Consider the following 23,173-nt stretch of genomic DNA (forward strand, 5'->3'; position numbering starts at 1 on the left):
GGGGCCGGCCTCGTAGACGAACACGACCCGCGATGCCTTGCTCTGCATCCGCACGCAAAGACGATCGACGTCACGGTCCAGAACACCGATCTGGCCCACACTTTGCACGTCACCGGAACCGACGGCATACGCCGCCATGATCGAGTCCTTGTGAACATCCAGCCCCACAAAGACGGTGCTATCGTTTGCCATGCTGACCTCCGCACAAGGAAACCGATCCATGAGCGTAGTGCTTGCTCGCTCCTGCGGCTCTGGCAACTCGCTAACCCGCGTTACGGCCTTCGCGGAGGTCAGCGCCTCTGACTGCGGAAGGCATACTGTCTAGTCCGCCGACGCCGTGCGCTGGCACGCCGAGGATCGCGTGATCGTCGACGGCAACAAGACGATCGTTTTTGCCTGAAGCGCGCTCAGCGCACTAGTAAATTCCACCCTCGTCGCATCGCTTCACCGACTCGTCACTTCTCTGTCATCCGCGCCCGCTGCAATCGCGGGCCTGGGACGCGCGCCGCGGCGCGCGGCGCGCGCAGGTCCGGTTCCGGTCATGGACGCGCGCCTTCAGGGTCGGGGTCTGCATGTCATTCTTTAGCGTCGTACGGTTGTACGCGGTGCTGCTTTGTCTGCTGCGCCTTGCTGCCTGCGGCGGCTCATCGGGCGACGGTGTCGATCTGCCGACACCGCTGCGCGTGTCCGAAACGCCGCAGCAGTACACGATCAGCGACGGCAGGACGACCGTCGAGATCGACCGTGCGCAGCTGCTGCTGCGCTGGCGTAGCGTGGATGGCGCGGCGCTGATCGCCGACGCGGCGCCGTCGGGTGCGATGAAGAATCCCGACTACGCAACGTTCGACGACAGGCAGGACGGCATCGACAAGGCCTATCCGGGCCTGCCAACGGTGACGTACCAGCCATATGCGTATCGCGTCGGCGACGCATGGCACGCGGCGGTGAAGCCGCTGGCGGTCTCCGCGCAGGAACGCACCGCGACGGTCGAGTTGCAGACCGACGATGGTGCCGGCGCGACGCTGCAGATCACCTTCGCCGAGGACGGCACGCTGCGCCTGCGCTACGCGCCGAAGGCGACGGCCGTCGTCGCGGTGTCGACGGTCTGGCGGGCCGGCGAGGGCGACGCGTATTTCGGTGGCGGCCAGCGCTTCTCCTCGTTCAATCTGCGCGGCACCGCGCTGCCGCTGTGGATCAGCCATGGCCCGGGATCGAATCGCGAAGGTTCGACGAACGAGATCGCCGCGCCGTTCTTCTGGTGCCCTTGCGGCTGGGGCGCGGCAATCGATTCGGACGCGCGCGGCGAGATCATCTTCGCGCGCGGCAACGAACGCGCGGACGCGGTGCGCGTGACGATCGAGGCCGAAGCGCTCGATCTCGTGTACTACCGCGGCACGCCGCGCGAGATCGTCGCCGCGCACACGGCGCGCGTCGGTCGCCCGCGATGGTCGCCGCCGGACTGGATGTGGCGGCCGATGGTGTGGCAGGACAGCGACACGACGAGCGATACGGTGCGTGCGCTGGTCGACGGCATGCAGAGTCGCGGAATTCCGCTCGGCGCGGTCTGGCTCGACAACCCCTGGGACGCCGGCAAGGCGAGCTTCGATTTCGATCCGGCGCGTTTCGCCGACGCCGATGCGCTGATCGAGGAAGTCCACGACAAGGGCGTGCGCTTCATGGTCTGGCTGTCGCCCTTCGTGAGCGGCGACGCGCAGACGCTGGCGACGCAGAATGGCTGGACCGTCACCGGCACGCGCCGCGACGGCAACGATGCGACCTACTACCCGGCGCGCGGCATCGATCCGCATCTCGATTTCACGCACGCGGACGCCGAAGCGTGGTGGCGCGACGGCCTGCGCCGCCTGATCCGCCGCGGCGTCGACGGCGTCAAAGTCGATCGCGGCGAGGAAGACCTTTCCGACGATTCGGTCTGGCACAACGGCCTGCCGAACCGCCTCAACCACAATGCCTACATCGGCCGCTATCACCAGGCAATCTTCGAGGCCTTCCGCGCCGAGCGGCCGGACGGAGACTTCGCGATCTTCGCACGCGGCGGCTGGAACGGTTCGGCGCAATGGGCCGGGCACTGGGCCGCCGACAACAGCAGCTTTCTCGGCGAGGCCGGGCTGACGCAGGCGCTGCGCTCGCTGCTTTCGCTGTCGGTGTCGGGCTTCGCCTTCAGCGGCGCCGACATCGGCGGCTACGCGGGTCTGCGCCAGGACATGGGCGACGCGGCCGGCGGCATTCCGCTGCTGCCGCCGGACGAGCCGACCTACCTCCGCTGGACGCAGCTCGGCGCGCTGTCGCCGATCATGCAGACGCCGGTGCCGCCATGGTGGGTCAGCGAACGTGCCGTGCGCGTCTATCGCCGCTACGCGACGCTGCACGACCGGCTCGTGCCGTACATCGCGGCGGCGGCGAAGCGCACGCTCGACGACGGAACGCCGATCGTGCGTCCGCTGCCCTACGCGGTTCCCGGCGACGCGAAAGCCGTGGCGGCGGACGACGAGTACCTGTTCGGCGACGATCTGCTCGTCGCGCCGGCGACGCGTCTCGTGCACGGTGCCGAGCTTTCGACGCGCAGTGTCTATCTGCCGGCCGGCAAATGGCGTGATTTCTGGAGCGGCGCCATGTACGAAGGCCCGCTCACGCGACTCGAAACGATCGGGCTTGAAAAACTTCCTCTCTACGTCCGCGACGGCGCCACGCTGCCGGACGGTGTTGCCGCCGGAGAACTGCCGTGATCACGCGCCGTATGCTGCTCAAGTCCACGCCCGCGCTACTGCTGCCGCCGCTGTGCGGTGCCCTGCCGGGCTGCGGCAGCGGCGACGGCGGCTGCACGCCGGCGGCGCCCGTGGCCGGCACGCAGACGCCGCGCGGGCTGCACGTCAGCTGGACCGGCGATCCACGGACGACGCGCACCGTCAGCTGGTTCACCGACGGCAACAGCGATCCGGGCAGCGTCGTCGAGTACGGACCCGTCGAGGACGGCATGAGCGCGTGCGAGATCGGCAGCGCGCCGCTGCCGGCCCGCGTCGAAGGCACGAGCGCGGCGACCTACGGCGTCGAGGCGCGGACGCATCGCGCGACGATGAGCGGGCTCGATCCGGCGAAAGCGATCCGCTACCGCGTCGGCTCGGCGGCGGGCGGCTGGTCGGACGTGCGCGTGCTGCCGCCGGCGCCGGTCGAGAAGTTTCGCTTCGCGCACTTCGGTGATCACGCCATGTCGGACGCCAGCCGCGCCGTGCTGCGCGGCATGCAGAAAGCGGCGCCGGACTTCGTGCTGATCGCCGGCGATCTGTCCTACGCCAACGGCGAACAGGCGGTCTGGGACCAGTACTTCGACATGCTCGATCCGCTCGCCTCGCGCATTCCGCTGATGACCTGCCCCGGCAATCACGAGGCCAAGGACGGCGGCGGCGAGGGCTACCGCTCGCGCGTCGCGCAGCCCGGCAAAGGCACCTACTACAGTTTCGATTGCGGCAAGGTGCATTTCTGCTTCAGCACCGGCGGCTCGCTGCTCGACGGCCTCGACGGTGCCGGCGAGCTGCTCGCCGAACTCGCCTGGCTCGACGCCGACCTCGCCGACGCCGCGCGCCGCCGCGCCGCCGGCGAGATCGACTTCATCATCTTCGTCCAGCACTACACGATCTGGACCAGCTGCGAAGGGCGCGATCCGGCGAACTACACGCTGGTGCTGCTCGAGGAAGGCATGCTGCTGCGTCACGGCGTCGACATCCTCGCCGTCGGTCACGATCACATCTACGAGCGTTCGTATCCGATGGGCCGCGCCAAGCGCCAGGACGACGGCTACGTGCAGGTCACGCAGGGCGGCGGCGGCCAGTCGCTGTACGAGCTGATCGCCGATCGCGACGAGTGGTCCGCCGTCGCGCTGCTGCGCCACGGCTTCACCGTCTACTCGGTCGACGGCGACACCATCACCGTGAAGACCTACGCGGTCGAAAACGAGGCGCTCGAGGGGCTACCGGAAGGCACCGAGCTGCCGGTGATCGACGAGTTCACCGTGACGGCGCGCAAGGCCGAGGTGCGCGCCCGCTTCGCCGCCGCACGGCCGAAGGCGATGGCCGATGCATCGTTCGACCACGACGCGATGATCCGGCACACGATCGAACGCAACCGCCGCCACGATCTCGCCGAGGCCGGCCTGCGCTGAGGGCTTCAGAGCCGCTTCGCGAGCACGCGCTGCTGCTTGGTCTCGGCATAGCCCTCGCGGGCATAGAACGCATGCGCGCGCGAGCGCAGGACATTCGAGCGCACGCGCATCTCGTGGTGGCCGCGCTCCTTCGCCCACTGTTCCGCCGCGCGCAGCAGCGCGGCGCCGATGCCGCGGCTGCGTAACCCTTGGTCGACGACGAGGCCGGCGATCTCGATGTAGCTCCGGCTTTCGAGCGAGAGACGCAGCATGGCGTGCAGCCAGCCGGCGACGCGGCCCTCATGCTCGGCGACCCAGACCGCGTGCTCGGGGCGGCTCAGCAGCTGGGCGAGCCGTTCGGTATGCGCATCGACATCGGGCTCGTAACCGAACATGCCGGACAGTGCGGCGATGGCCGGGGCGTCGTCGAGGCCTGCGGGGCGAACGTCCATGTTCATGGCGGCAACATAGCGCGTTTATGCGGGCCGCATGGTCCGCGCTTCTCGTTCTGGCGGAGAGGCTCGAGCTGCCCTCCGCTCGCTTGCAGGGGAGAGGGGCGAGGGAGGTGGGTGGTGCGGCGCGCGCCGTGGATGCGGTGCGCGCCGAGAGGCCTCCTCACCAACCCTCTCCTCCGCAGGAGGAGAGGGCTCGGCGCGGTGTGCGTCGGTTCATTCTTTTTCCCCTCCGCCCGCTTGCGGGGGTGAGGGGTGAGGGGAGTGGGGGGTGAGGCGCGCGCCGTGGACGCGGTGCGTACCGAGAGGCCTCCTCACCCAACCCTCTCCTCCATAGGAGAAGAGGGCTCGGCGCTGGTGTGCGGGATCCATTCTTTTCCCTCCGCCCGCTTGCGGGGGTGAGGGGAGTGGGGGGTGAGGCGCGCGCCGTGGACGCGGTGCGCGCCGAGACGCCTCCTCACCCCAACCCTCTCCCCCCAGGGAGGAGAGGGCTCGGATGGGAGGGCTCGGCGCGGTGTGCGTCGGTTCATTCTTTTTCCCCCTCCGCCCGCTTGCGGGGGGAGGGGTCAGGGGAGGTGGGTGGTGAGGCGCGCGCCGTGGATGCGGTGCGTACCGAGAGGCCTCCTCGCCCAGCCCTCTCCTCCATAGGAGGAGAGGGCTCAGCGGCGGTGGCGTGAGCAAGCCTTCAAATTCCGACTTCCGGGTGGGGCCCCAGCCCCATCCGTGATCCGGGCGAGGACTGCCATCGGCAGTCCTCGAAAGCCCCTTCTCAGGCTGGGGCCCCAGCCCCGGCCGTTCGCGCGGCGGCGAATGCCACTGGCATTCGCCGAAATCCCGCGCTCACTCCCACACAATCTTTTCGCTGTAGTTCGGCGCGTGCTTCTCGAGCAGCGCGGCGTACTTCTTCTCGACTTCGTTGCGCTTGACCTTCATGGTCGGCGTCATCATGTTGTTGTCGATCGTCCACGGCTCCCTGGCGACGATGATCTTGGCGATCGCTTCGTGGTCTTCGAGCGTGGCGTTGACGGCGTCCATCTCGGCGAGCAGGCCGGCCTCGACTTCGGCGCGCGGCTTCCGGGCGGCGTCGGCGGACAGGGTGACGATCATGATCGGCTGCTTGAGGCCGGTGCCGACGAAGCAGAGCTGGTCGATGTCGGTGTCGCGCGACAGGGCGCCTTCGATCGGCGCCGGCGCCACGTACTTGCCCTTCAGCGTCTTGAAGATGTCCTTGACGCGGCCGGTGATGTACAGATAGCCGTCCTCGTCGATGCGGCCCTTGTCGCCGGTGCGCAGCCAGCCGTCGGCGGTGTACAGCTCGGCGGTCTTCTCCGGGTCCTTGTAGTAGCCCGGCGTGCAGGCGGCGTGCTTGAACTGGATCTCGCCATCGTCGGCGACGCGCATGTCGGCGCCCGGCTGCGCGCGGCCGACCGAGCCCCAGCGGTTGGCGCCCGGCAGGTTGACCGTCGCGTAGATGTTGTTCTCGGTCATGCCGTAGCCCTGCAGCACGGTGATGCCGAGCTTGTCGAACCACATCATCAGCGGGATCGGCATCGGCGCGGCGCCGACGATGATGTAGCGCGCGTTCTGCAGGCCGAGCGTGGTCTTGATCTTCTTCTTGATGACCGCGGAAACGATCGGCAGCTTGAGCAGCAGATCGAGCTTCTTCTGCGGCAGCTTCTTGAGGATGCCGGCCTGGAAGCGGCCGTAGACCAGCGGCACGCCGAAGAAGCGTGTCGGCGAGACTTCCGGCAATTGTTCGGCGAGCTTGTCGAGGTTCTCGAGGAAGAACACTTCGGCGCCGTAGTAGATCGAGCCCAGCTCGACGGCGCCGCGCTCGAAGGCGTGCGCCAGCGGCAGGTAGGAGAAGAAGCGTTCCTGGCCTTTCGCCGGCATCGCCTTGAGCATGCCCTCGGCGGCGAACAGCACGTTGCCCATGGTGATGATCACGCCCTTCGGGTTGCCGGTCGTGCCCGAGGTGTAGACCAGGGTGTGGATGGCGTCGAGCGCCGGCGGCTGGTAGCCGGCGAACGGCTCGGACGCGCGCACCAGATCGTCCCACTGGTGATCGACGGCCGACACGCCGGCATACGGAAAGCCGATCTTGATGATGCCCGCCGGCATCGCCGCCATGAACTCGTCGAAGTCCGGCATCGGGCCGATGAATGCGGCCTTGGTTTCCGAGTGCTCGAGGATGAACTTCACCGCGTCGCTCGACTGCTTCGGATAGAGGCCGACGCTGACGTAGCCGGCCATGGCGATCGCCAGATCGGCGAGCACCCAGTGCGCCGTGTTGCGGCCGGTGATGGCAACGCGCGAACCGGGCGGCAGGCCGAGCTTGCGCAGCGCCGTGGCCATGCCGCGCACCTGCGCCTCGCATTCGGCGAAGGTGTATTTCTTCCAGACGCCATCGACCGGCTGGTAGAGCCAGGGCTTGTTCGGCTGCTCCTGGGCCCACTTCACCAGCATCTCGACCGGGTTCTTGAGAGACATCGGCACTCCTCAGTTTCAATATGCGGATGCAGGACCGGCGAACGGCTTCGGGCGCGGCGCGGTGCGGCCGGGCCGCTTCGGGCGCGAATCCGATCGCTGCGGATCCGTGGGCGGTCTTGCTGGGCGGTACGCGGCGGTGGGGGAGACGCGGCGCGGCCCGGGTCCGGCGGATTGTAGCCATCTTCGCCGCGGGCGGGGGTGGTTCGCCGCGCGGCTTGGCAAGCCGCCCGGCGATTCGCAGAATGGCCGCTCACCATGACCGCGGCGGCGGAGAGATCGCATGAAGATCGGGCTCAGTGTGCTGCTGCTGCTCGCCGGGCTCGCCGCGTATCTCGTCCTGTGGCCGGTGCCGATCGCGCCGCGGGCCTGGCAGGCGCCGGAAGCGCCGCCGGAGACGGCGTATCCGGCCAATGACCGGCTGCGCGGCATCGAGCGCCTCGCCGACGGTGTCGGCCGCGGTCCCGAGGGCATTGCCGTCGACGCACAGGGCCGCCTCTACGCCGGCTACGACGACGGCCGCGTGATGCGCTTCGACGCCGACGGCGGCAACGCCGAGCGGCTCGCCGATACCGGCGGGCGGCCGCTCGGCGTGAGCGTCGGCAGCAAGGGCGTGTTCGTCGCCGACGCCGACCGCGGCCTGCTGCAGATCGTGCCGGGCGGCGTGGTGCGCGTGCTCGGCACCGCGGCCGAGGGCCAGCCCTTCAGGTTCACCGACGACGTCGACCAGTCCGATGCCGATCCGGCGCTGTACTTCACCGACGCCTCGGCGCGCTTCGGCATCGACGGGCTGATGGCCGACATGCTCGAGCACGGCGACAGCGGCCGCGTGCTGCGCTACGACCCCGGCACCGGCACGACGACCACGCTGATGCGCGGCCTGCACTTCGCCAACGGCATCGCGCTCGGGCCGGACGCCGCCTACCTGCTGGTGTCGGAAACCGCCGAATACCGCATCTGGCGCTACTGGCTGAAGGGCGAGAAGGCCGGCCGGAAGGAAATCTTCATCGACGATCTGCCCGGCTTCCCCGACAATCTCAGCATCGATCCGCACGAGCGCGTCTGGCTCGCGCTCTACGCGCCGCGCGACCGCACGCTCGACGCGATGTCCGGCCGGCCGGCCCTGCGCAAGCTCGCTTATCGCCTGCCGGCGCTGCTGCGTCCGCGGCCCGTGCTGCGCAGCTGGGTCCTGCTGATCGACCGCGACGGCCACATCGTCCGCGACCTGCAGTACCGCGGCGACCCGGCCGACCAGCGCGCGCCGCGTCCCTACGGCCCGATCACCAGCGTCGAAGCGCTCGGCCCCACGCTCTACTTCGGCAGCCTCAGCGACACCGCGCTCGGCCGCATGCAGCTGCCGCCCTTCACGCCGCCGACGACGCCATGACGACGGCTTGGGACGCCATCGTCATCGGTGCCGGCCACAACGGCCTGGTCTGTGCCGCCTATCTGGCGCGTGCCGGCAAGAAAGTGCTGGTGCTCGAACGCCGCGACATCGTCGGCGGCGCGGCGGTGAGCGAGGAGATCGCGCCCGGCTATCGCGCCTCGACGGCTTCGTATCTGATTTCGCTGCTGCTGCCCGACGTCGAGCGCGAGCTGGAGCTGGCGCGCCACGGTTACCAGGTGCTGCCGCGCAATCCGTCCTCGTTCACGCCGCTGCCGGACGGCCGCTCGCTGCTGATGGGGCCGGACGCCGAACTCAATCGCCGCGAGATCGCGCGGTTCTCGGCGCGCGATGCCGACGCCTATCCACGCTACGAAGCCTGGCTCACGCGCATCGCCGAAGCGCTGGAGCCGGTGCTCGAAGACATTCCGCCGGAGCTGCTGCCGCTGCCGGCCAACCTCCGCCGCCGCGGCTTCCTCGAGCAGTGGCGCAATCTGCGGCGCGCGCTGCGCTTCCATCGTTCGCTGAAGACACTGGGCGACGATCTGCCGACCGCGCTCGAACTGCTGACCGGCCCGGCCACGCCGATCCTCGAACGCTGGTTCGAATCCGCAGCGCTGCGCGCGACGCTGGCGACCGATGCGATCATCGGCGCCATGGCGCCGCCCTCGGCGGCCGGCACCGGCTACGTGCTGCTGCATCACGTCATGGGCGTCGCCGGCGGCGCGCGCGGCGTCTGGGGCTACGTCGAAGGCGGCATGGGCGCGCTGTCCGCGGCGCTGCGCCGCAGCGCCGAGCACGCCGGCGTGACGATCCGCACCGGCGCGCCGGTCGCGCAGATCGAGCACATCGGCGGCCGCGCGCTGGCCGTGCGCCTGGCCAGCGGCGAGCGCATCGCCGCGCCGCGCATCGTCTCCAACGCGACGCCGGCCGTGACCTTCCTGCAGCTGCTCGGCGCCGATGCGCTGCCGGCCGCGTTCCGCGCGGCGGCCGAGCGCATCGACTATTCCAGCGCGGTGATGAAGATCAATCTCGCGCTGTCCGAGCTGCCGGACTTCAGCTGCCGGCCCGGCAAGGACGCGGTCGGTCCGCAGCATCGCGGCACCATTCACATCAGCCCGACGCTCGACTACATCGAGCGCGCCTACGCCGACGCGCGGCTCGGCGAGCCGTCGCGCGAGCCGGTCGTCGAACTGACCTTGCCGACCTCGGTCGACCGCACGCTGGCGCCGCCGGGCCATCACATCGCGCAGCTGTTCGTGCAGTACGCGCCCTACCGGCTGGCCGAAGGCAACTGGGACGAGCGCGCCGAGGCCTTCGCCGAGCGCTGCATCGATGCGGTCGGCGCCTACGCGCCGAACTTCCGCGCGTCGGTGCTGCATCGTCAGGTGCTGTCGCCGCTCGAACTCGAACGCCGCTTCGCGCTGACCGGCGGCAACATCTTCCACGGCGCCATGCCGCTGCATCAGCTGTTCGGCTTCCGTCCGGTGCCGGGCTGGGGCGACTACCGCACGCCGCTGCGCGGGCTCTATCTCTGCGGCGCCGGCGCGCATCCCGGCGGCGGCGTCAGCGGCGCTCCCGGCCGCAACGCCGCGCGCGTGCTGCTGCAGGATTCCTGAGCCGCGCGCGCCGAAAGAGCGCCGGGCATGGGCCGATGGTTCCCTTCCGCCCGCATGCGGGGGAGGGGCCCGGGGAGGTGGGCGCCGGCCGCGAATGACCGCGCAAGCTCCGGATATAGCCGCGCGCCCTGCGTCCCTACAGTGCTCCGCATACACTGCGACGGAGCATCAGATGAACCAGTCGACGAACCAGGACGAGCAGCGCTGGCAGGCCGTGCAGGCGCGCGACGCGACGCAGGACGGCCGCTTCTGGTACGGCGTGCGGAGCACCGGCGTGTACTGCAAGCCGTCCTGCGCCTCGCGCCAGCCGCTGCGCCGGAACGTGCGCTTCTACGACAGCGCCGAGGCCGCCGAGCGCGACGGCCTGCGCCCCTGCAAGCGCTGCAAGCCGCGCGACGCCGCCGGCGACGGCGAAGCGGCGCGCATCGCGGCGGTCTGCCGCCACATCGAGACGCATGCCGGCGAAAAGCTGCCGCTCGCCGAACTGGCGCGGCGCGCGGCACTGAGTCCCTTCCACTTCCAGCGTCGCTTCAAGGCCATCGTCGGCCTGTCGCCGAAGGAATACGCGCAAGCCTGCCGCCTCAAGACGCTGCGCCGCGAGCTGCGCGCCGCGGCTTCGGTGAGCGACGCGATCTACGGCGCCGGCTACGGCTCGGGCAGCCGCGTCTACGAGAACATCGACAGCCGGCTCGGCATGACGCCGGCCGAGTACCGCGCCGGCGGCGAAGGCGTCGCCATTTCATATGCGAGCGGCCGCACGCCGCTGGGCCTGGTGATGATCGGCGCGACCGATCGCGGCATCTGCTTCCTGCAATTCGGCGACGACGAGGCGGCGCTGCTCGACACCTTGCGCGCCGAGTATCCGGCGGCGCGGCCGAGCGCGATGCCGCCGGCGCAGCAGGCGACGTTCGACGAATGGATGCGCCGGCTCGGCGAGCACCTCGAAGGCCGGCGGCCGAATCTCGATCTGCCGCTCGACACGCGCGGCACGGCCTTCCAGCTCGAAGTGTGGAAATACCTGCAGACGATTCCATACGGCGAGCTGCGCTCATACACGGAAGTCGCCGCGGCGATCGGCCGGCCGGCCGCCGTGCGCGCGGTGGCGCGCGCCTGCGCGACCAACACCATCGCGCTGCTGATTCCCTGCCACCGCGTGATCCGCGGCGACGGCTCGCTGTCCGGCTATCGCTGGGGTCTGGCGCGCAAGCGCGTGCTGATCGACCGGGAGCGCGCGCATCGTGGCGCGCAGTGAGGCGGCGCGCGATGCGGTCGTGCGTTTCGCGATCGCGGCGCGTGCGCCGTTCCCGTGGCCGGCGCTGCTCGCGTACCTCGACATGCGGCTGATCGATGGCTACGAGCGGATCGCCGACGCCTGCTACGAGCGCCGCGGCGAAGGCTATGCGCTGCGCGTGCGGCACGACGCGCGGCGCGGCGCGCTGCAGGTCGAAGCGCAGGGCATGACGCGGGCGGCGGCGCGCGCCCGCGTCGAGCCTCTGTTCTCGCCGCGCCACGACGGCCATGCGATCGACGCCGCGCTGGCGCGCGACGCGCTGCTGGCGCCGCGCATCGCGCGCTGTCCGGGCTTCCGGCCGCTCGGCTGCTGGTCGGCCTTCGAGCTGTGCCTGCGCACCGTGATCGGCCAGCAGGTGACGGTCGCCGCGGCGCGCACGCTGATGGCGCGGCTGCTGGCGCGCTGCGGCGAACCGACGCCGGCGCGCGTGGCCGCCGCGAATCTCGACGCGCTGGGCATGCCGGGCGCGCGCGTCGCGGCGATCCGCGCCTTCGCCGCGGCCGTCGCCGCCGGCGACATCGCGCTCGACGCCGCCTGGCCGGCGCTGAACGAGCGCCTGTCGCGGCAGCCCGGCTTCGGGCCGTGGACGCGCGCCTATCTGGCGATTCGCCTCGGCCGTGACGCCGATGCGTTTCCCGACAGCGACATCGGCCTGCTGCGCGCCGCCGGCATCGCCACGCCGAAGGCGCTGCGCGCCCGCGCCGAAGCCTGGCGGCCGTATCGCGGCCACGCGGCGACGCTGCTGTGGGCGCTGGCGCCATGAGCACGAGCCTCGATGCCGCCGTCGCCGCGCTCGACTGGCCGGCGCTGTACGCGCGGCTCGACGCCGAAGGCCACGCGCTGACGCCGCCGCTGCTCGACGCCGCGCAGCGCGCCGCACTGATCGCGATATACGACGAGCCGGCGCGTTTCCGCTCGCGCATCGTCATGCAGCGCCACGGCTTCGGCCGCGGCGAGTATCAATACTTCGCCTATCCCCTGCCGCCCGCGGTGCAGGCCCTGCGCGCCGCGTTCTATGAGCGGCTCGCGCCGCTGGCGAACGCCTGGGCGGAAAAACTCGGCGAGGCCGCGCGCTATCCGCCGCGGCTCGATGCCTTCCTCGCCGGCTGCCACGGCGCCGGACAGACGCGGCCGACGCCGCTGTTGCTGCGCTACGGCGCCGACGATTACAACTGCCTGCATCAGGATCTGTACGGCGCATGGCGGTTCCCGCTGCAGCTGGTGTTCCAGCTCAGCGAACCGGGGATCGATTTCCGCGGCGGCGAACTGGTGCTCGTCGAGCAGCGGCCGCGCCTGCAGTCGATCGCGCGCGTGCTCGACGTGCCGGCCGGCGGCGCGGCGATCATCGCCGTCCATCACCGGCCGGTCGCAGGCACGCGCGGCTGGTATCGCACGCAGCTGCGCCACGGCGTCAGCCGCGTGCACGCAGGGCGGCGGCACACGCTGGGCCTGGTGCTGCATGACGCGGCGTAGGTGCGCTCAGGGCGTGTAACAAGATGATTCCCTCTCCCTCATCGCGAAGCGATGGGGGAGAGGGTGAGGGTGAGGGGATACACGCTCGCCGCACTGCTCGATCCACCGCCCCCTCACCCTAACCTCTCCCCCGACATTCGCCGGGGAGAGGGAATTCATTTTGGTATGCGCGCTTTAGGACATCCTGCGGAGATTTAAAGATGCCGCCGTTCCCGCGAAGGCCGTGTCCCGAGCCTGTCCAAAGGCGGGAATCCAGTCTGCGCGGGTGCATCCCGCCTGTCGCGTGCCGGCGTTCGCGAAAGGCGGCATGCACTGCGCCGCTGCCGCCCGCTTTCATCGAACCTGCACGCAAGTTCCTGCGCCGGGCCGATCCTCAAGCGCGGCACGCCGCCAGCGGGTCGAGGTCCGCCCGGTATGCGGCGCTGCGCACGCCGAACAGGCCGAGCAGCAGCGGCGCGAGATCGTCCTGCGAATGCGGCTTGCGCGCCTGCTGCCGCGCGCAGTCCATGCGCAGCGCCTGGCGTTTCTGCAGCTCGGGGCTCAGCCAGGCGACGAACGGCACCTGCTTCTGTTCGATCGGCGCCAGCGCGTAGGGAAAGCCGTGCAGGTAGAGGCCGTTCTCGCCGAGCGACTCGCCGTGGTCGGAGAGATAGATCATCGCCGCGTCGAGCCGCTCGCCGCGGGCACGCAGCGCGTCGAGCACGGCGTCGAGGATGTGATCGGTGTAGACGATGGTGTTGTCGTAGGCGTTGACCAGTTCGTCGTGCGCGCAGTTCTGCGGCTGGGCGCTCTCGCAGGCGGGCAGGTAGCGGCGGTACGCGGCGGGATAGCGGCGAGCGTAGGCGGGGCCGTGGCTGCCGATCTGGTGCAGCACGATCAGCGTGTCGCGGCGCGCGGCGTCGAGCAGCGCCGGCAGGTCGGCGAGCAGGATGTCGTCGTGGCAGCCGGCGGCGTCGCAGAGATCGGCGGGGCCGTGCTTCGTCACATCGACGGTCTCGGCGCTGCCGCAGACGCCCTTGCAGCCGCCGTCGTTGTCGCGCCAGTGTGCGTCGACGCCGGTGTGCGCGAGCACGTCGAGCACGTTGAGGTATTGCGCGTCGGGCGCCGGCTTCCAGCGCGCGCGGCCGAGCAGCGAGAACATGCAGGGCACCGATTGCGCGGTGGCCGTGCCGCAGGACGTGGCGCGGCCGAAGTTGAGCAGATCGTCGAGCGCGGCGAGATGCGGCGTGGTGTCGCGCACGTAGCCGTCGATGCCGAAGTCGGCGGCGCGCGCCGTCTCGCCGAGCACCAGCACGACGACCTGCGGATGCGCGCCCGCCGGCGGCGCCGGCCGTGTCGCGTCGCGGCCGAGCGGGTCGACCGGCAGCGCCGCGCGCGGCACCTGGCTGCCCGCGTACTTGAGCAGCGACTGCGCCGGGAAGAAGGGATTGAACAGATGCGCGAGCTCGCGATGCTCGCGACCGATGATCGCGAAGTCCTTGAACTGCGTCAGCAGGGCGGTGACGGCGCTCGCCAGCAGCAGCGCCGACCAGGCGCCCGCGACAAGCAGGCGCCGCACCCGGCCACCGCCTTCGGCCAGCGGCCAGGCGATGAGCAGGGTGATCGGCAGCAGCGCGCGGCCGCACAGATACCAGGCGAAATCCGCGGTCAGCAGCTCGCCGGCCTCGCGCGTATCGGTCTCGAAGACGTTGCGGATCATGCCGGCGTCGATGACGGTGCCGAACCGGTCGATGAAGTAGGCGGTGGCGGCGCTGAAGGCGAGCGCGATGGCCAGCGCCGGCTTGAGCGTGCGGCGGCCGCCGCACAGCGAGAACAGCGCGACGTAGACCGCCACCATCACCAGCGCCGTGCTGGTGCGCAGCAGCAGGGCGTGCGCATCGTCGCCGAGCAGGGCGTGCAGACGGCGCCACAGGCGGTCGTTGTCGAACCGCGTGATGAACAGCGCGGCCGCGGTGCTCAGCGCATAGCCGGGCAGCGCGGGCAGGCGCGGCGCGGCGCCGGCTCGGGACATCGGCAAGGCGAGGCGCATGGTGTCCCTCTCATTCACCGACGGGCGCCGGCCGGCGGCCGGCCAGGGCGCGGCGGCCGAGCAGATGCAGGTAAAGCACCGGCATCACGAACAGCGTCAGCGGCGCCGCCGACAGCAGGCCGAAGATCACCACCGTGGCCAGCGGCCGCTGCGTCTCGGCGCCGATGTCGGTCGACAGCGCCATCGGCAGCAGGCCGAGCATGGCCAGCAGCGTGGTCATCAGTACCGTGCGCAGGCGGTTGGCGGCGCCGCGCAGCACGGCCTCGCGCGCACCGAGCCCTTCGAGACGCAGCTGGTTGAAGTGGCTGACCAGCACCACGCCGTTCAGCACCGCCTGGCCCATGAGGGCGATGAAGCCGATCGCCGCCGACACCGACAGCGGCATGCCGCGCACGGCCAGGCCGATGATGCCGCCGACCAGCGCCAGCGGGATGTTGAGCAGGATCAGCGCCGCCGGGCCGGCCGCGGCGAAGGCCTGCGCCAGCAGCACGAAGATCAGCGCGATGGAGATCGGCACGACCACGGCGAGGCGCTTCATCGCGCGCTGCTGGTTCTCGAACTCGCCGCTCCAGTGCAGCGTGTAGCCGGCCGGCAGGGCGATGCTGCGCGCGACCGCGGCCTGCATGTCGGCGACCACCGAGCCCATGTCGCGGCCGTGCAGGAAGACGCCGATCGACGCCGTGCGGCGGCCGTCGACGCGCGAGATGTCCATGGCGCCGCTGACCGCCTTGAACCGCACGATCTCCGACAGCGGCACGTGCGCGCCGGCCGGCGTCGCCACCAGCAGGTCGCGCAGCGCCGGCAGCGCGCGGTCCTCGTCGCGCAGGCGCACGACCACGGCGACGTGGCGCTCGCCCTCGTAGAGTTGCGTCGCCTCGCGGCCGCCGAGCGCGGTCTCGATCACGTCCTCGACGTCGCCGACGTTGAGGCCGTAGCGCGCCGCCTGCGCGCGGTCGATGTCGAGCTGGTACTGCGGCAGCGCGCCGGCGCGGTCGATCTCGGCGTGGGCGACGCCGGCGATGCGCGCGAACAGCGCGCGCATGCGCTCGGCCTTGTCGGCGAGCACGCCGAGGTCGTCGCCCGACACCTGCACGACGATCTGGCCGTCCACCTGGCTGATCGATTCGAGCACGTTGTCGCGGATCGGCTGCGAGAAGCTGGCGTCGACGCCGGGCAGGCCGTCCATCTGCGCGCGCAGCTCATCGACGATGCGGTCCTTGTCATAGCCGGGCCGCCACTGCGCCTCGGGCTTCAGGCCGACGAAAATCTCCACGCTGTTGATCAGCTTCGGATCGGTGCCGTCGTCGGGGCGGCCGGCCTTGCTGACCACGACGTCTACCTCCGGCACCTGGCGCAGGCGCGCGCGCACGCGGTGCAGCTGCTCGCGCGCTTCGTCGACCGAGATCGACGGCGGCATCGTGTAGTTGACCCAGATCGTGCCTTCGTTGAGCTCCGGCAGGAATTCGCTGCCGAGACGGGCGCCGACCACGCCGGCGACGGCGAGCGCGAGGCCGGCCAGCGCCAGCGTCCGGCGCGGATGATCGAGCGCGCCGCGCAGGGCCGGCGCGTAGACGCGCTTGCAGGCGCGCAGCAGGCGGTTGTCGCCGTGCGCCGGCTGCTTGCGCAGGCCGAGCCAGGACAGCAGCGGCACCAGCGTCAGGCTGAAGATCAGCGAGCCGATCAGCGCGGCGACCACCGAGTACGCCATCGGCGCGAACAGGCGGCCTTCCTGGCGCTGCAGCGCGAAGATCGGAATGTGCGCGGCGATGATGATGAGCATCGAGAACAGCGTCGGCCGGCCGACCTCGATCGCGCCTTCCGCCACCGTCTCGCGCGTGTTGTTGCCGTGCGGTCGCTGCGCGAGGCGCACGAAAATGTTCTCGACGACGATCACCGCGCCGTCGACCAGGATGCCGAAGTCCATGGCGCCGAGCGACAGCAGATTGGCCGGCACGCCGAGCATCTGCAGACCGATGAAGGTCGCCAGCAGGGCCAGCGGAATGACGCCGGCGACGATCAGCGCCGCGCGCCAGCTGCCGAGGAAGATCCACAGCACCGCCGCCACCAGCAGCGCGCCCTCGAGCAGGTTGTGGAACACCGTGTGCAGGGTGCGCGCGATCAGCCACGAGCGATCGTAGAACGGCAGCAGCTTCACGCCCGGCGGCAGGCCGCCGGCGTTGAGCTCGGCGACCGCGCCCTTGACGCCGTCGAGCACGTCGGAGGGATTCTCGCCCTTGCGCATGACGACGATGCCGGTGACGTCGTCGTCCGAATCGTTGACGCCGACGATGCCCTGCGGCGGCGCCGCGCCGCGCCGCACCTCGGCGACGTCGCGCACGTGCACGGCGACGCCGTCGCGCGCGGCGATCACCACGTCGCCGATGTCGTCGAGCGTGCGCAACAGGCCGAGGCCGCGCAGCAGGTATTGCTGGTCGCCCTGCGTCACCGCGCCGCCGCCGGCATTGCCGTTGGCGTGCTGCAGGGCGTCGAACAGCTGCGCCAGCGTCGCGCCGTGGTCGCGCAGGCGGCGCAGGTCGGGATTGACCTCGTACTGCAGCTCGCGGCCGCCGATCGTCACCACGTCGGCGACGCCGGGCACGCGGCGCAGGCGACGCTCGACGGTCCAGTCCTCGATGCCGCGCAGGTCGCGCGCGTCGCGGCCGTGGCCGTCGAGGCGGAAGCGGTAGATCTCGCCGATCGCCGTCGACAGCGGCTGCAGCTCGGGCTCGACGCCCTGCGGCAGATCGACGTCGCGCAGGCGCTCGGCGACGTACTGGCGCACTTCCATGTCGCGCGGCTTGTCGTCGAAGGTGAGGACGATGTACGACAGGCCGAACTGCGTGTGCGAGTTCATGCGCACCGCGTGCGGCAGGCCGGACAGCGCGATCTCCAGCGGAATCGTCACCTGCTGCTCGACTTCCTCGGCGGCGCGTCCCGGATACTGCGTGATGACGGTGGCCTGGATGTCGGAGACGTCGGGGAAGGCCTCGACCGGCAGACCGCGGAAGGCGGCGATGCCGGCCAGCACGAACAGCGCGACCGCGCCGATCACGAACAGCGGCTGCCGCAGCGAGCCGCGCACCAGGGCTGCGATCATGGAGCGTTTCAGCCGGCGTGCGGCGCGGCGTCGGCCCGCGCGCTGTCGTTCTGTTCGAGAATGCGTTCGAGGAACAGCGCGCCGTCGGCGACCAGCACCTCGCCGTCGCGCACGCCGGCGCGGAAGCGCACTTCGCCGTCGCCGGACAGCTCGACGTCGACCTTGCGCCGCGTGTAGCGCCGCTCGCCGTCGGCGACGAACACGTAGTAGTCGCTGCCGTAGAGGAAGGCGGTGGAGGCGGGCGCGCTCGGCGCGGCGGCCGCCGTCACCGGCAGCTCGGCCGTCACGTAGGTGCCGCCGTGCAGATGCGCGGCGTGGTTGTCGAAGCGCCCGCGCAGGCGCACGCTGCGCGTCTGCGGATCGAAGAACTGGCCGATCTCGGTCAGCTGCGCGGCGAAGCGCTGCTGCGGCAGCTGCGGCACGCGCAGCTGCAGCGTCGCGCCCGGCGCCAGCGCCAGCGCATCGGCCTGGGTGGCGTCGAGCTCCACCCACAGCGAATCCGGATCGGTGATGACGAACAGCGGCGCGCCGTCCTGATCGGGCCGCAGCTCCTGGCCGGGATTGATGGCGCGCTCGACGACCACGCCGGCGACCGGGCTCTTCAGCGGCAGGCGCTGGTCGATCGCCGCGCCGCCGTCGCCGATCAGGCGCAGCTGCGCCTGCGCGCGCTCGTACTCGGCCTTCGCCGCCAGGAAATCGGCCTCGGCCTGGTCGACGTCGCGCGCCGCGCTGATGCCGTGCGAGAGCAGATCCTGCTGGCGCAGCCAGTTGCGCTCGGCAACGCGCAGCACCGCCTGCGCCTTGCGCGCGTCGGCCTGCGCCGTGCCGAAGTCGGCGGACATCAGCACCGCCAGCGTCTGGCCGGCGGCGACGCGATCGCCCGGCCTGGCGAGGATCTGCACGACACGACCGGCGAACGGCGTCAGCACACGCGCGGTGCGATCCTCGTCCCAGACCAGGCGGCCGGGCAGGGTCGGCGCGGCGCCGCTGGCGGCGTGCACGACGGCCGTCTGCAGCAGGGCGGCGGAGGCCTGCGGCAGGGTGACGCTGTCGCCTTCGACATGCGTGGCGTCGGCGGCGTCCGCCGCAGGCGGCTGGCGTGCGGCGCCGATGGCGATCGCCGTGGCGGCGGCGAGCACGGCGGCGACCAGCAGCATCGGCATCAGGGGCAGTGATTTCATGGCGGTCTCATGGCGAGCCGGACAGGCGGGTCGGCGTCGACGCCACGACCGTCGCCGGCGCGTCGTCGGCGGTGTAGCGGGCCCAGGCCGCATCGCGTGCGGCGAGCGCCTGCGCGTAATCGTGCTGCGCGCTCAGTGCATCCAGGCGCGCGGCGCGCAGCGTGCGCCGCGCATCGAGCAGGTCGAGCAGCGGCGCGGCGCCGTGCGCGTAGGCGTATTCGACCGCCGTCGCCGCGTCCTCGGCCTGCGGCAGCACGTCGTCGAGCATGCGCCGGCGCTGCGCGGCGGCGGCGTTCAGTGCGTTCTGCGTGGCGCTGCGCTCGGCGGCGGCGGCGAGCCGCGTCTGCGCGGCGGCTTCCTCGGCGTCGTCGCGCTGCGCGCGCGCCTGCGCGATCTCGCCTTCGTAGCGGTGCGCCAGGAACAGCGGCACGCTGAGCGTGAGGCCGGCCATGTTCGGCGCTTGGCGCGGGTCGTGATCCCACTCGACGCCGAGCGTGACGTCGCGATGCGTCTGCGCACGCGCCAGCGCCAGCGCGGCATCGGCGGCCTTCGCGCGCAGCGCGTCGGCCGCCTCGTCGGCGCGCTCGCCGCCGCCCGGCGTCGGGCCGGCCTGCGCATCGAGGCCCGGCCAGGCATCGTCGGCGCTCAGCGGCGCCGTCGCCTCGCAGCCGAGCAGGCCGCCGAGCGCCAGGCGCGCGCCGACCGCGTCGGCCTCGCTTTGCTGCGCTTCGCCGTCGGCCTTCAGCGCTTCGATCGCGAGGCGCGCGCGATCGATCGCCGAGATGTCGCCGGTGCGCAGGCGCTGCCCGGCGGCGTCCAGCGACTGCTGCTGCAGATCGGCGATCGCGCGCAGCGCCGCGGCGCGCGCCTGCGCGAGCTTGAGGTCGTAGTAGGCGCCGCGCACGGCGGCGCCGACGCGGCGTTGCAGGTCGGCCAGATCGGCGTCGGCGGCATCGGCCGCCGCGTGCGCCTGGCGCAGGCGCGCGTCGCGCTTGCCGCCGCGCTCGATCAGCTGCTGCAGCTGCACGGACGCATACAGCGGCTGCTCGGCGATGCCGTCGCCGCGCGACTTCGCGCGCGGGTCCCACTGCGTGACGCCGGCATTGAGCGTCGGGTTCGGACGTTCGCCGGCGATCGTCACGCCGGCCTGCGCGGCGCCGGTCGCGGTGCGCGCGCGCACGAGATCCGGATTGTCGCGCGCGGCGCGTTCGAGCGCCGCGTCGAGCGACAGCGCGCCGATCGGACAGGCCGGCGCCGCGCCCGCCGCCGGCGCGGCGGCGCACAGCGCGAGCGCGACGAGCGCGCGACGGAGGCGGCGGCGATGGAGGAGGCGCGGGTTCGGCATCGGGCTATCATTCGGCGCCCGGCTTACGGGAAGCTTTCAAGGCGCGCGATGGCAATCCGGCGAGGAGCAGAGGACGCGGCGATGGGCGACGGCCGGCACACGGCGGCGACCGGCTGAGGACGGACCGTGCGCATCCTGCTGGTCGAGGACGATCGCCTGATCGCCGACACGCTGGTGACGGCGCTCGGCCGCGGCGGTCATGTCGTCGACCGCGCGCAGACCTTGCGCGAGGCCGAGGCGGCGCTCGACGGCGAGTACGCGCTGGTGCTGCTCGATCTCGGCCTGCCGGACGGCGACGGCCTGCAGCTGCTGCGCGACGTCCGCGCGCGCCGCGATCCGCTGCCGGTGATCGCGCTGACCGCGCGCGATCGCGCCACCGACCGCGCGCTCGGCCTCGATCTCGGCGCCGACGACTACGTGATCAAGCCGTTCGAGATGGTCGAGCTCGAAGCGCGCATCCGCGCCGTCACGCGCCGCGCCGGCGCCGGTGCCGCCGCCGAACTGCGCGTCGGCGACCTGGCGCTGCGGCGCGAGCAGCGCAGCGCGCTGATCGCCGATCAGGCGCTCGAACTGACGCCGCGCGAGTACGCCCTGCTCGAACTGCTGCTGATGCGCCAGGGCCGCGTGGTCAGCAAGGCGCAGATCGAACAGCAGCTGTGCAGCTGGGACGAATCGCTGTCCGACGCGGCGATCGAGGTGCTCGTGCACCGGCTGCGGCGCAAGCTCGGCGCGGCGCGCGGCGTGACGCTGGCGACCCTGCGCGGCTTCGGCTATCTGCTCAGCGGCGAGGACGCATGACGCGCGCGCCGTCGTGGTGGTCGACGCGCACGCTGCACGGCCGCTTGCGCCAGCGCCTGCTGCTGATCGTCACCCTGATCATCGGCGCCGCCGCGCTGGGTTCCTACGTCCTGGCGCGGCAGGTCGCCGATCGCGTGTTCGACGCCTGGCTGCGCGATGCCTCCGGTTCGCTGGCGGCGGCGGTCGGCATCGGCCAGCACTTCGACGATGCCGACGTGCTGCAGGCGCTGGAGCGCGAGGTGCGCTTCGACGAGACCGACGACGTGCAGTTCATGGTCGCCGACGGCGGCGGCGTGCTGGCCGGCCGCGCCGATCTGCCGATGCCGGCGCAGATGCACGGCGACGGCCCGCTGCTCTACGACGCCACTGTCGATGGCTACGCCGTGCGCGCGGTCTGGCAGCGCGCGCAGCAGCCGCATGGCGGCTTCGTGACCATCGTCGTCACCGAGACGCTGCGCAAGCGCCGCGTGCTGGCCGGCGAGCTGCTGTTCGCGGCCCTGCTGCCGGCGCTGCTGCTGGCCGGCGTGGCGATCGCGCTGCTCAACGTCGGCGTCGACCGCGCGCTGGCGCCGCTCGACGCGCTCGGCGCCGCGCTGGCGCGCCAGGACCCGCTGCGGCTGGAGCCGTTTCCGGAGGACGGACCGGTCGAGATCCAGCCGCTGCTGCGCACGCTCAACGCCTTGCTCGCGCGCCTCAACGGCATGGTCGACACGCAGCGCCGCTTTGTCGCCGATACCGCGCATCAGCTGCGCAATCCCTTGACCGGCCTGCAGCTCGCGCTCGGCGAAATCCTGCGCAGCGGCGCGGCGCCCGACCAGGCGACGCTGCGCGACCTGCAGGCCGGCGTCGAGCGTGCCTCGCGGCTGGCGACGCAGCTGCTGTCGCTGGCGCGCGCCGATGCCGAGGCGACGCAGGCGCTGACGCCGATCGAAACCCTCGACCTCGCCGACTTCGCCGCCGCGCAGGGCGCCGAATGGGCGCCGCGCATGCTCAAGTGCGGCCAGCAACTGCAGCTCGAGGCGCCGCGCGCGCTGCGCGCGCGCTGCCGGCCGCTGCTGCTCGCCGAGGCGCTCGACAACCTGCTCGACAATGCGCGCCGCTACGCCGGCAGCGGCGCCGTGGTGCGGCTGATCGTCGAGGAGATCGACGGCCGTCCGAGCCTGACCGTCGCCGACAACGGTCCCGGCATCGCGGCGAACCTGCAGCCGACGCTGTTCGCGCGCTTCGCGCGCGGCGATCACAGCGGCGCCGGCGGCGCCGGCCTCGGTCTCGCCATCGTCCGCGAGCTGCTGCGCGCGCAGCACGGCGACGCCGAGCAGCTGACGGCGCACCGGCCCGGTGCCGCGATCCGTTTGTTGCTGCCGCCGGCCGCGCAGTGATCGACGGGCTCGTTGAGCACCGCGAGCGAGCGTCGCGGCCGCAGCACGCGCGGGCCGAGGCTTTGCGCGCCGTGCGCGTTCGCAGAGCGTGGCGATGCGGCCGCGATCGATGCCGAGCGCGACCGACGCGTGGAGTGCCTCGCCGCCGATCGCGTCGAGCACCACATCGACGGCGCGCACGCGGTCGACCAGCCCCGCGCCGTAGGCGACCGGATCGCGCCCGGCTCGCGCAGGTGGTCGTGGTTCGCCTCGCTGGCCGTGCCGACCACCGTGGCGCCGCGCCGGCGCGTCGGCATTCCCCGGCGATGGGGCGCGACGCGCTCGCCAAGCTGTCCGGCGTCGAGCGACTGCAGCGGTCGTAGAGAAGTTGGAAGATGAAAGTGCGGCGCGCTTCTTCGAGCCCTCTCCTCCCACGGGGAGGAGAGGCTTGGGTGAGGAGGGTGCCGCGGCGCGCGCTGCGGGTTCGGTGCGCGGTGCAGGCGCCC

15 protein-coding genes and 1 pseudogene are annotated in these 23,173 nt (G+C 71.7%); 9 read left to right on the plus strand and 7 right to left on the minus strand.

From position 1 onward, the window contains the following. Window positions 1–192 (minus strand): annotated as a pseudogene (locus tag K344_RS0118915) (IS110 family transposase); the annotation flags it as partial. Window positions 193–572: 380 nt separating this feature from the next. Between K344_RS0118915 and K344_RS0118920 the strand changes: the two are divergent. Both K344_RS0118920 and K344_RS0118925 read left to right on the plus strand, forming a co-directional pair. Further along, a complete protein-coding gene (locus K344_RS0118920; protein ID WP_084197627.1) occupies window positions 573–2,744 on the plus strand; it encodes a TIM-barrel domain-containing protein in 2,172 nt (723 codons plus the stop codon). Further along, on the plus strand, window positions 2,741–4,174 hold the full coding sequence (locus K344_RS0118925) for a purple acid phosphatase family protein (protein WP_028081989.1): 1,434 nt from the start codon (window positions 2,741–2,743) through the stop codon (window positions 4,172–4,174). The genes K344_RS0118920 and K344_RS0118925 overlap by 4 nt, the downstream gene beginning before the upstream one ends. A 5-nt stretch (window positions 4,175–4,179) precedes the next feature. Here K344_RS0118925 and K344_RS0118930 read toward each other — a convergent pair whose 3' ends face one another. Further along, complete coding sequence (locus K344_RS0118930) at window positions 4,180–4,611, minus strand: GNAT family N-acetyltransferase (RefSeq protein WP_028081990.1); 432 nt, start codon at window positions 4,609–4,611, stop codon at window positions 4,180–4,182. Window positions 4,612–5,445: 834 nt separating this feature from the next. Beyond that, a complete protein-coding gene (locus tag K344_RS0118935) occupies window positions 5,446–7,095 on the minus strand; it encodes an AMP-binding protein (protein ID WP_028081991.1) in 1,650 nt (549 codons plus the stop codon). A gap of 280 nt (window positions 7,096–7,375) precedes the next feature. Here K344_RS0118935 and K344_RS0118940 point away from each other — a divergent pair, with 280 nt between their 5' ends. The 5 genes from K344_RS0118940 (at window position 7,376) to K344_RS0118960 (ending at window position 12,859) form a co-directional block, all read left to right on the plus strand. Beyond that, window positions 7,376–8,479: an SMP-30/gluconolactonase/LRE family protein gene (locus tag K344_RS0118940; RefSeq protein ID WP_028081992.1), complete on the plus strand. Its 1,104-nt coding sequence runs from the start codon at window positions 7,376–7,378 to the stop codon at window positions 8,477–8,479. Beyond that, window positions 8,476–10,095 carry a phytoene desaturase family protein gene (locus tag K344_RS0118945; RefSeq protein WP_028081993.1) on the plus strand — a complete coding sequence of 540 codons (1,620 nt, stop codon included), beginning with the start codon at window positions 8,476–8,478 and terminating at the stop codon, window positions 10,093–10,095. Before K344_RS0118940 ends, K344_RS0118945 begins: the two co-directional genes overlap by 4 nt. 172 nt (window positions 10,096–10,267) lie before the next feature. After that, entirely contained in the window at window positions 10,268–11,347 is a 1,080-nt protein-coding gene (ada, locus tag K344_RS0118950) for a bifunctional DNA-binding transcriptional regulator/O6-methylguanine-DNA methyltransferase Ada (protein ID WP_028081994.1), read from the plus strand. 19 nt (window positions 11,348–11,366) lie between these two features. Continuing rightward, window positions 11,367–12,149 carry a DNA-3-methyladenine glycosylase family protein gene (locus K344_RS0118955; protein ID WP_028081995.1) on the plus strand — a complete coding sequence of 261 codons (783 nt, stop codon included), beginning with the start codon at window positions 11,367–11,369 and terminating at the stop codon, window positions 12,147–12,149. Beyond that, complete coding sequence (locus K344_RS0118960) at window positions 12,146–12,859, plus strand: 2OG-Fe(II) oxygenase (RefSeq protein ID WP_028081996.1); 714 nt, start codon at window positions 12,146–12,148, stop codon at window positions 12,857–12,859. Before K344_RS0118955 ends, K344_RS0118960 begins: the two co-directional genes overlap by 4 nt. Window positions 12,860–13,232: 373 nt before the next feature. On the opposite strand, the gene K344_RS0118965 is transcribed toward K344_RS0118960, so the two are convergent. The 4 genes from K344_RS0118965 to K344_RS22600 are packed head-to-tail and all read right to left on the minus strand — an operon-like array spanning window position 13,233 to window position 20,511. Further along, window positions 13,233–14,888 carry a phosphoethanolamine transferase gene (locus tag K344_RS0118965; protein WP_084197628.1) on the minus strand — a complete coding sequence of 552 codons (1,656 nt, stop codon included), beginning with the start codon at window positions 14,886–14,888 and terminating at the stop codon, window positions 13,233–13,235. A 10-nt stretch (window positions 14,889–14,898) separates the two neighbouring features. After that, window positions 14,899–17,985 carry an efflux RND transporter permease subunit gene (locus K344_RS22590; RefSeq protein WP_051362424.1) on the minus strand — a complete coding sequence of 1,029 codons (3,087 nt, stop codon included), beginning with the start codon at window positions 17,983–17,985 and terminating at the stop codon, window positions 14,899–14,901. A gap of 8 nt (window positions 17,986–17,993) precedes the next feature. Continuing rightward, window positions 17,994–19,166, minus strand: coding sequence for an efflux RND transporter periplasmic adaptor subunit (locus K344_RS22595; protein ID WP_169729329.1), 1,173 nt, complete (start codon window positions 19,164–19,166; stop codon window positions 17,994–17,996). A 7-nt stretch (window positions 19,167–19,173) separates the two neighbouring features. After that, window positions 19,174–20,511, minus strand: coding sequence for a TolC family protein (locus K344_RS22600; protein WP_051362426.1), 1,338 nt, complete (start codon window positions 20,509–20,511; stop codon window positions 19,174–19,176). A gap of 126 nt (window positions 20,512–20,637) precedes the next feature. Here K344_RS22600 and K344_RS0118985 point away from each other — a divergent pair, with 126 nt between their 5' ends. Both K344_RS0118985 and K344_RS22605 read left to right on the plus strand, forming a co-directional pair. Then, on the plus strand, window positions 20,638–21,309 hold the full coding sequence (locus tag K344_RS0118985; RefSeq protein ID WP_028081998.1) for a response regulator: 672 nt from the start codon (window positions 20,638–20,640) through the stop codon (window positions 21,307–21,309). Then, the gene (locus K344_RS22605; RefSeq protein WP_051362427.1) at window positions 21,306–22,688 is read left to right on the plus strand and encodes a sensor histidine kinase; all 1,383 of its coding nucleotides are present in this window, start codon (window positions 21,306–21,308) and stop codon (window positions 22,686–22,688) included. The genes K344_RS0118985 and K344_RS22605 overlap by 4 nt, the downstream gene beginning before the upstream one ends. Window positions 22,689–23,173: the final 485 nt, after the last annotated feature.

Source organism: Solimonas soli DSM 21787 (genome assembly GCF_000474945.1).
In the GTDB taxonomy this organism is placed as follows: Bacteria; Pseudomonadota; Gammaproteobacteria; order Nevskiales; family Nevskiaceae; genus Solimonas; species Solimonas soli.

Bases quoted from the DNA above. Each gene is read 5' to 3' on its own strand.
- K344_RS0118920 (WP_084197627.1), top strand. From the start codon at position 573: ATGTCATTCTTTAGCGTCGTACGGTTGTACGCGGTGCTGCTTTGTCTG.
- K344_RS0118930 (WP_028081990.1), bottom strand. From the start codon at position 4,611: ATGAACATGGACGTTCGCCCCGCAGGCCTCGACGACGCCCCGGCCATC.
- K344_RS0118935 (WP_028081991.1), bottom strand. From the start codon at position 7,095: ATGTCTCTCAAGAACCCGGTCGAGATGCTGGTGAAGTGGGCCCAGGAG.
- K344_RS0118940 (WP_028081992.1), top strand. From the start codon at position 7,376: ATGAAGATCGGGCTCAGTGTGCTGCTGCTGCTCGCCGGGCTCGCCGCG.
- K344_RS0118945 (WP_028081993.1), top strand. From the start codon at position 8,476: ATGACGACGGCTTGGGACGCCATCGTCATCGGTGCCGGCCACAACGGC.
- ada (WP_028081994.1), top strand. From the start codon at position 10,268: ATGAACCAGTCGACGAACCAGGACGAGCAGCGCTGGCAGGCCGTGCAG.
- K344_RS0118960 (WP_028081996.1), top strand. From the start codon at position 12,146: ATGAGCACGAGCCTCGATGCCGCCGTCGCCGCGCTCGACTGGCCGGCG.
- K344_RS0118965 (WP_084197628.1), bottom strand. From the start codon at position 14,888: ATGCGCCTCGCCTTGCCGATGTCCCGAGCCGGCGCCGCGCCGCGCCTG.
- K344_RS22590 (WP_051362424.1), bottom strand. From the start codon at position 17,985: ATGATCGCAGCCCTGGTGCGCGGCTCGCTGCGGCAGCCGCTGTTCGTG.
- K344_RS22595 (WP_169729329.1), bottom strand. From the start codon at position 19,166: ATGAAATCACTGCCCCTGATGCCGATGCTGCTGGTCGCCGCCGTGCTC.
- K344_RS22600 (WP_051362426.1), bottom strand. From the start codon at position 20,511: ATGCCGAACCCGCGCCTCCTCCATCGCCGCCGCCTCCGTCGCGCGCTC.
- K344_RS22605 (WP_051362427.1), top strand. From the start codon at position 21,306: ATGACGCGCGCGCCGTCGTGGTGGTCGACGCGCACGCTGCACGGCCGC.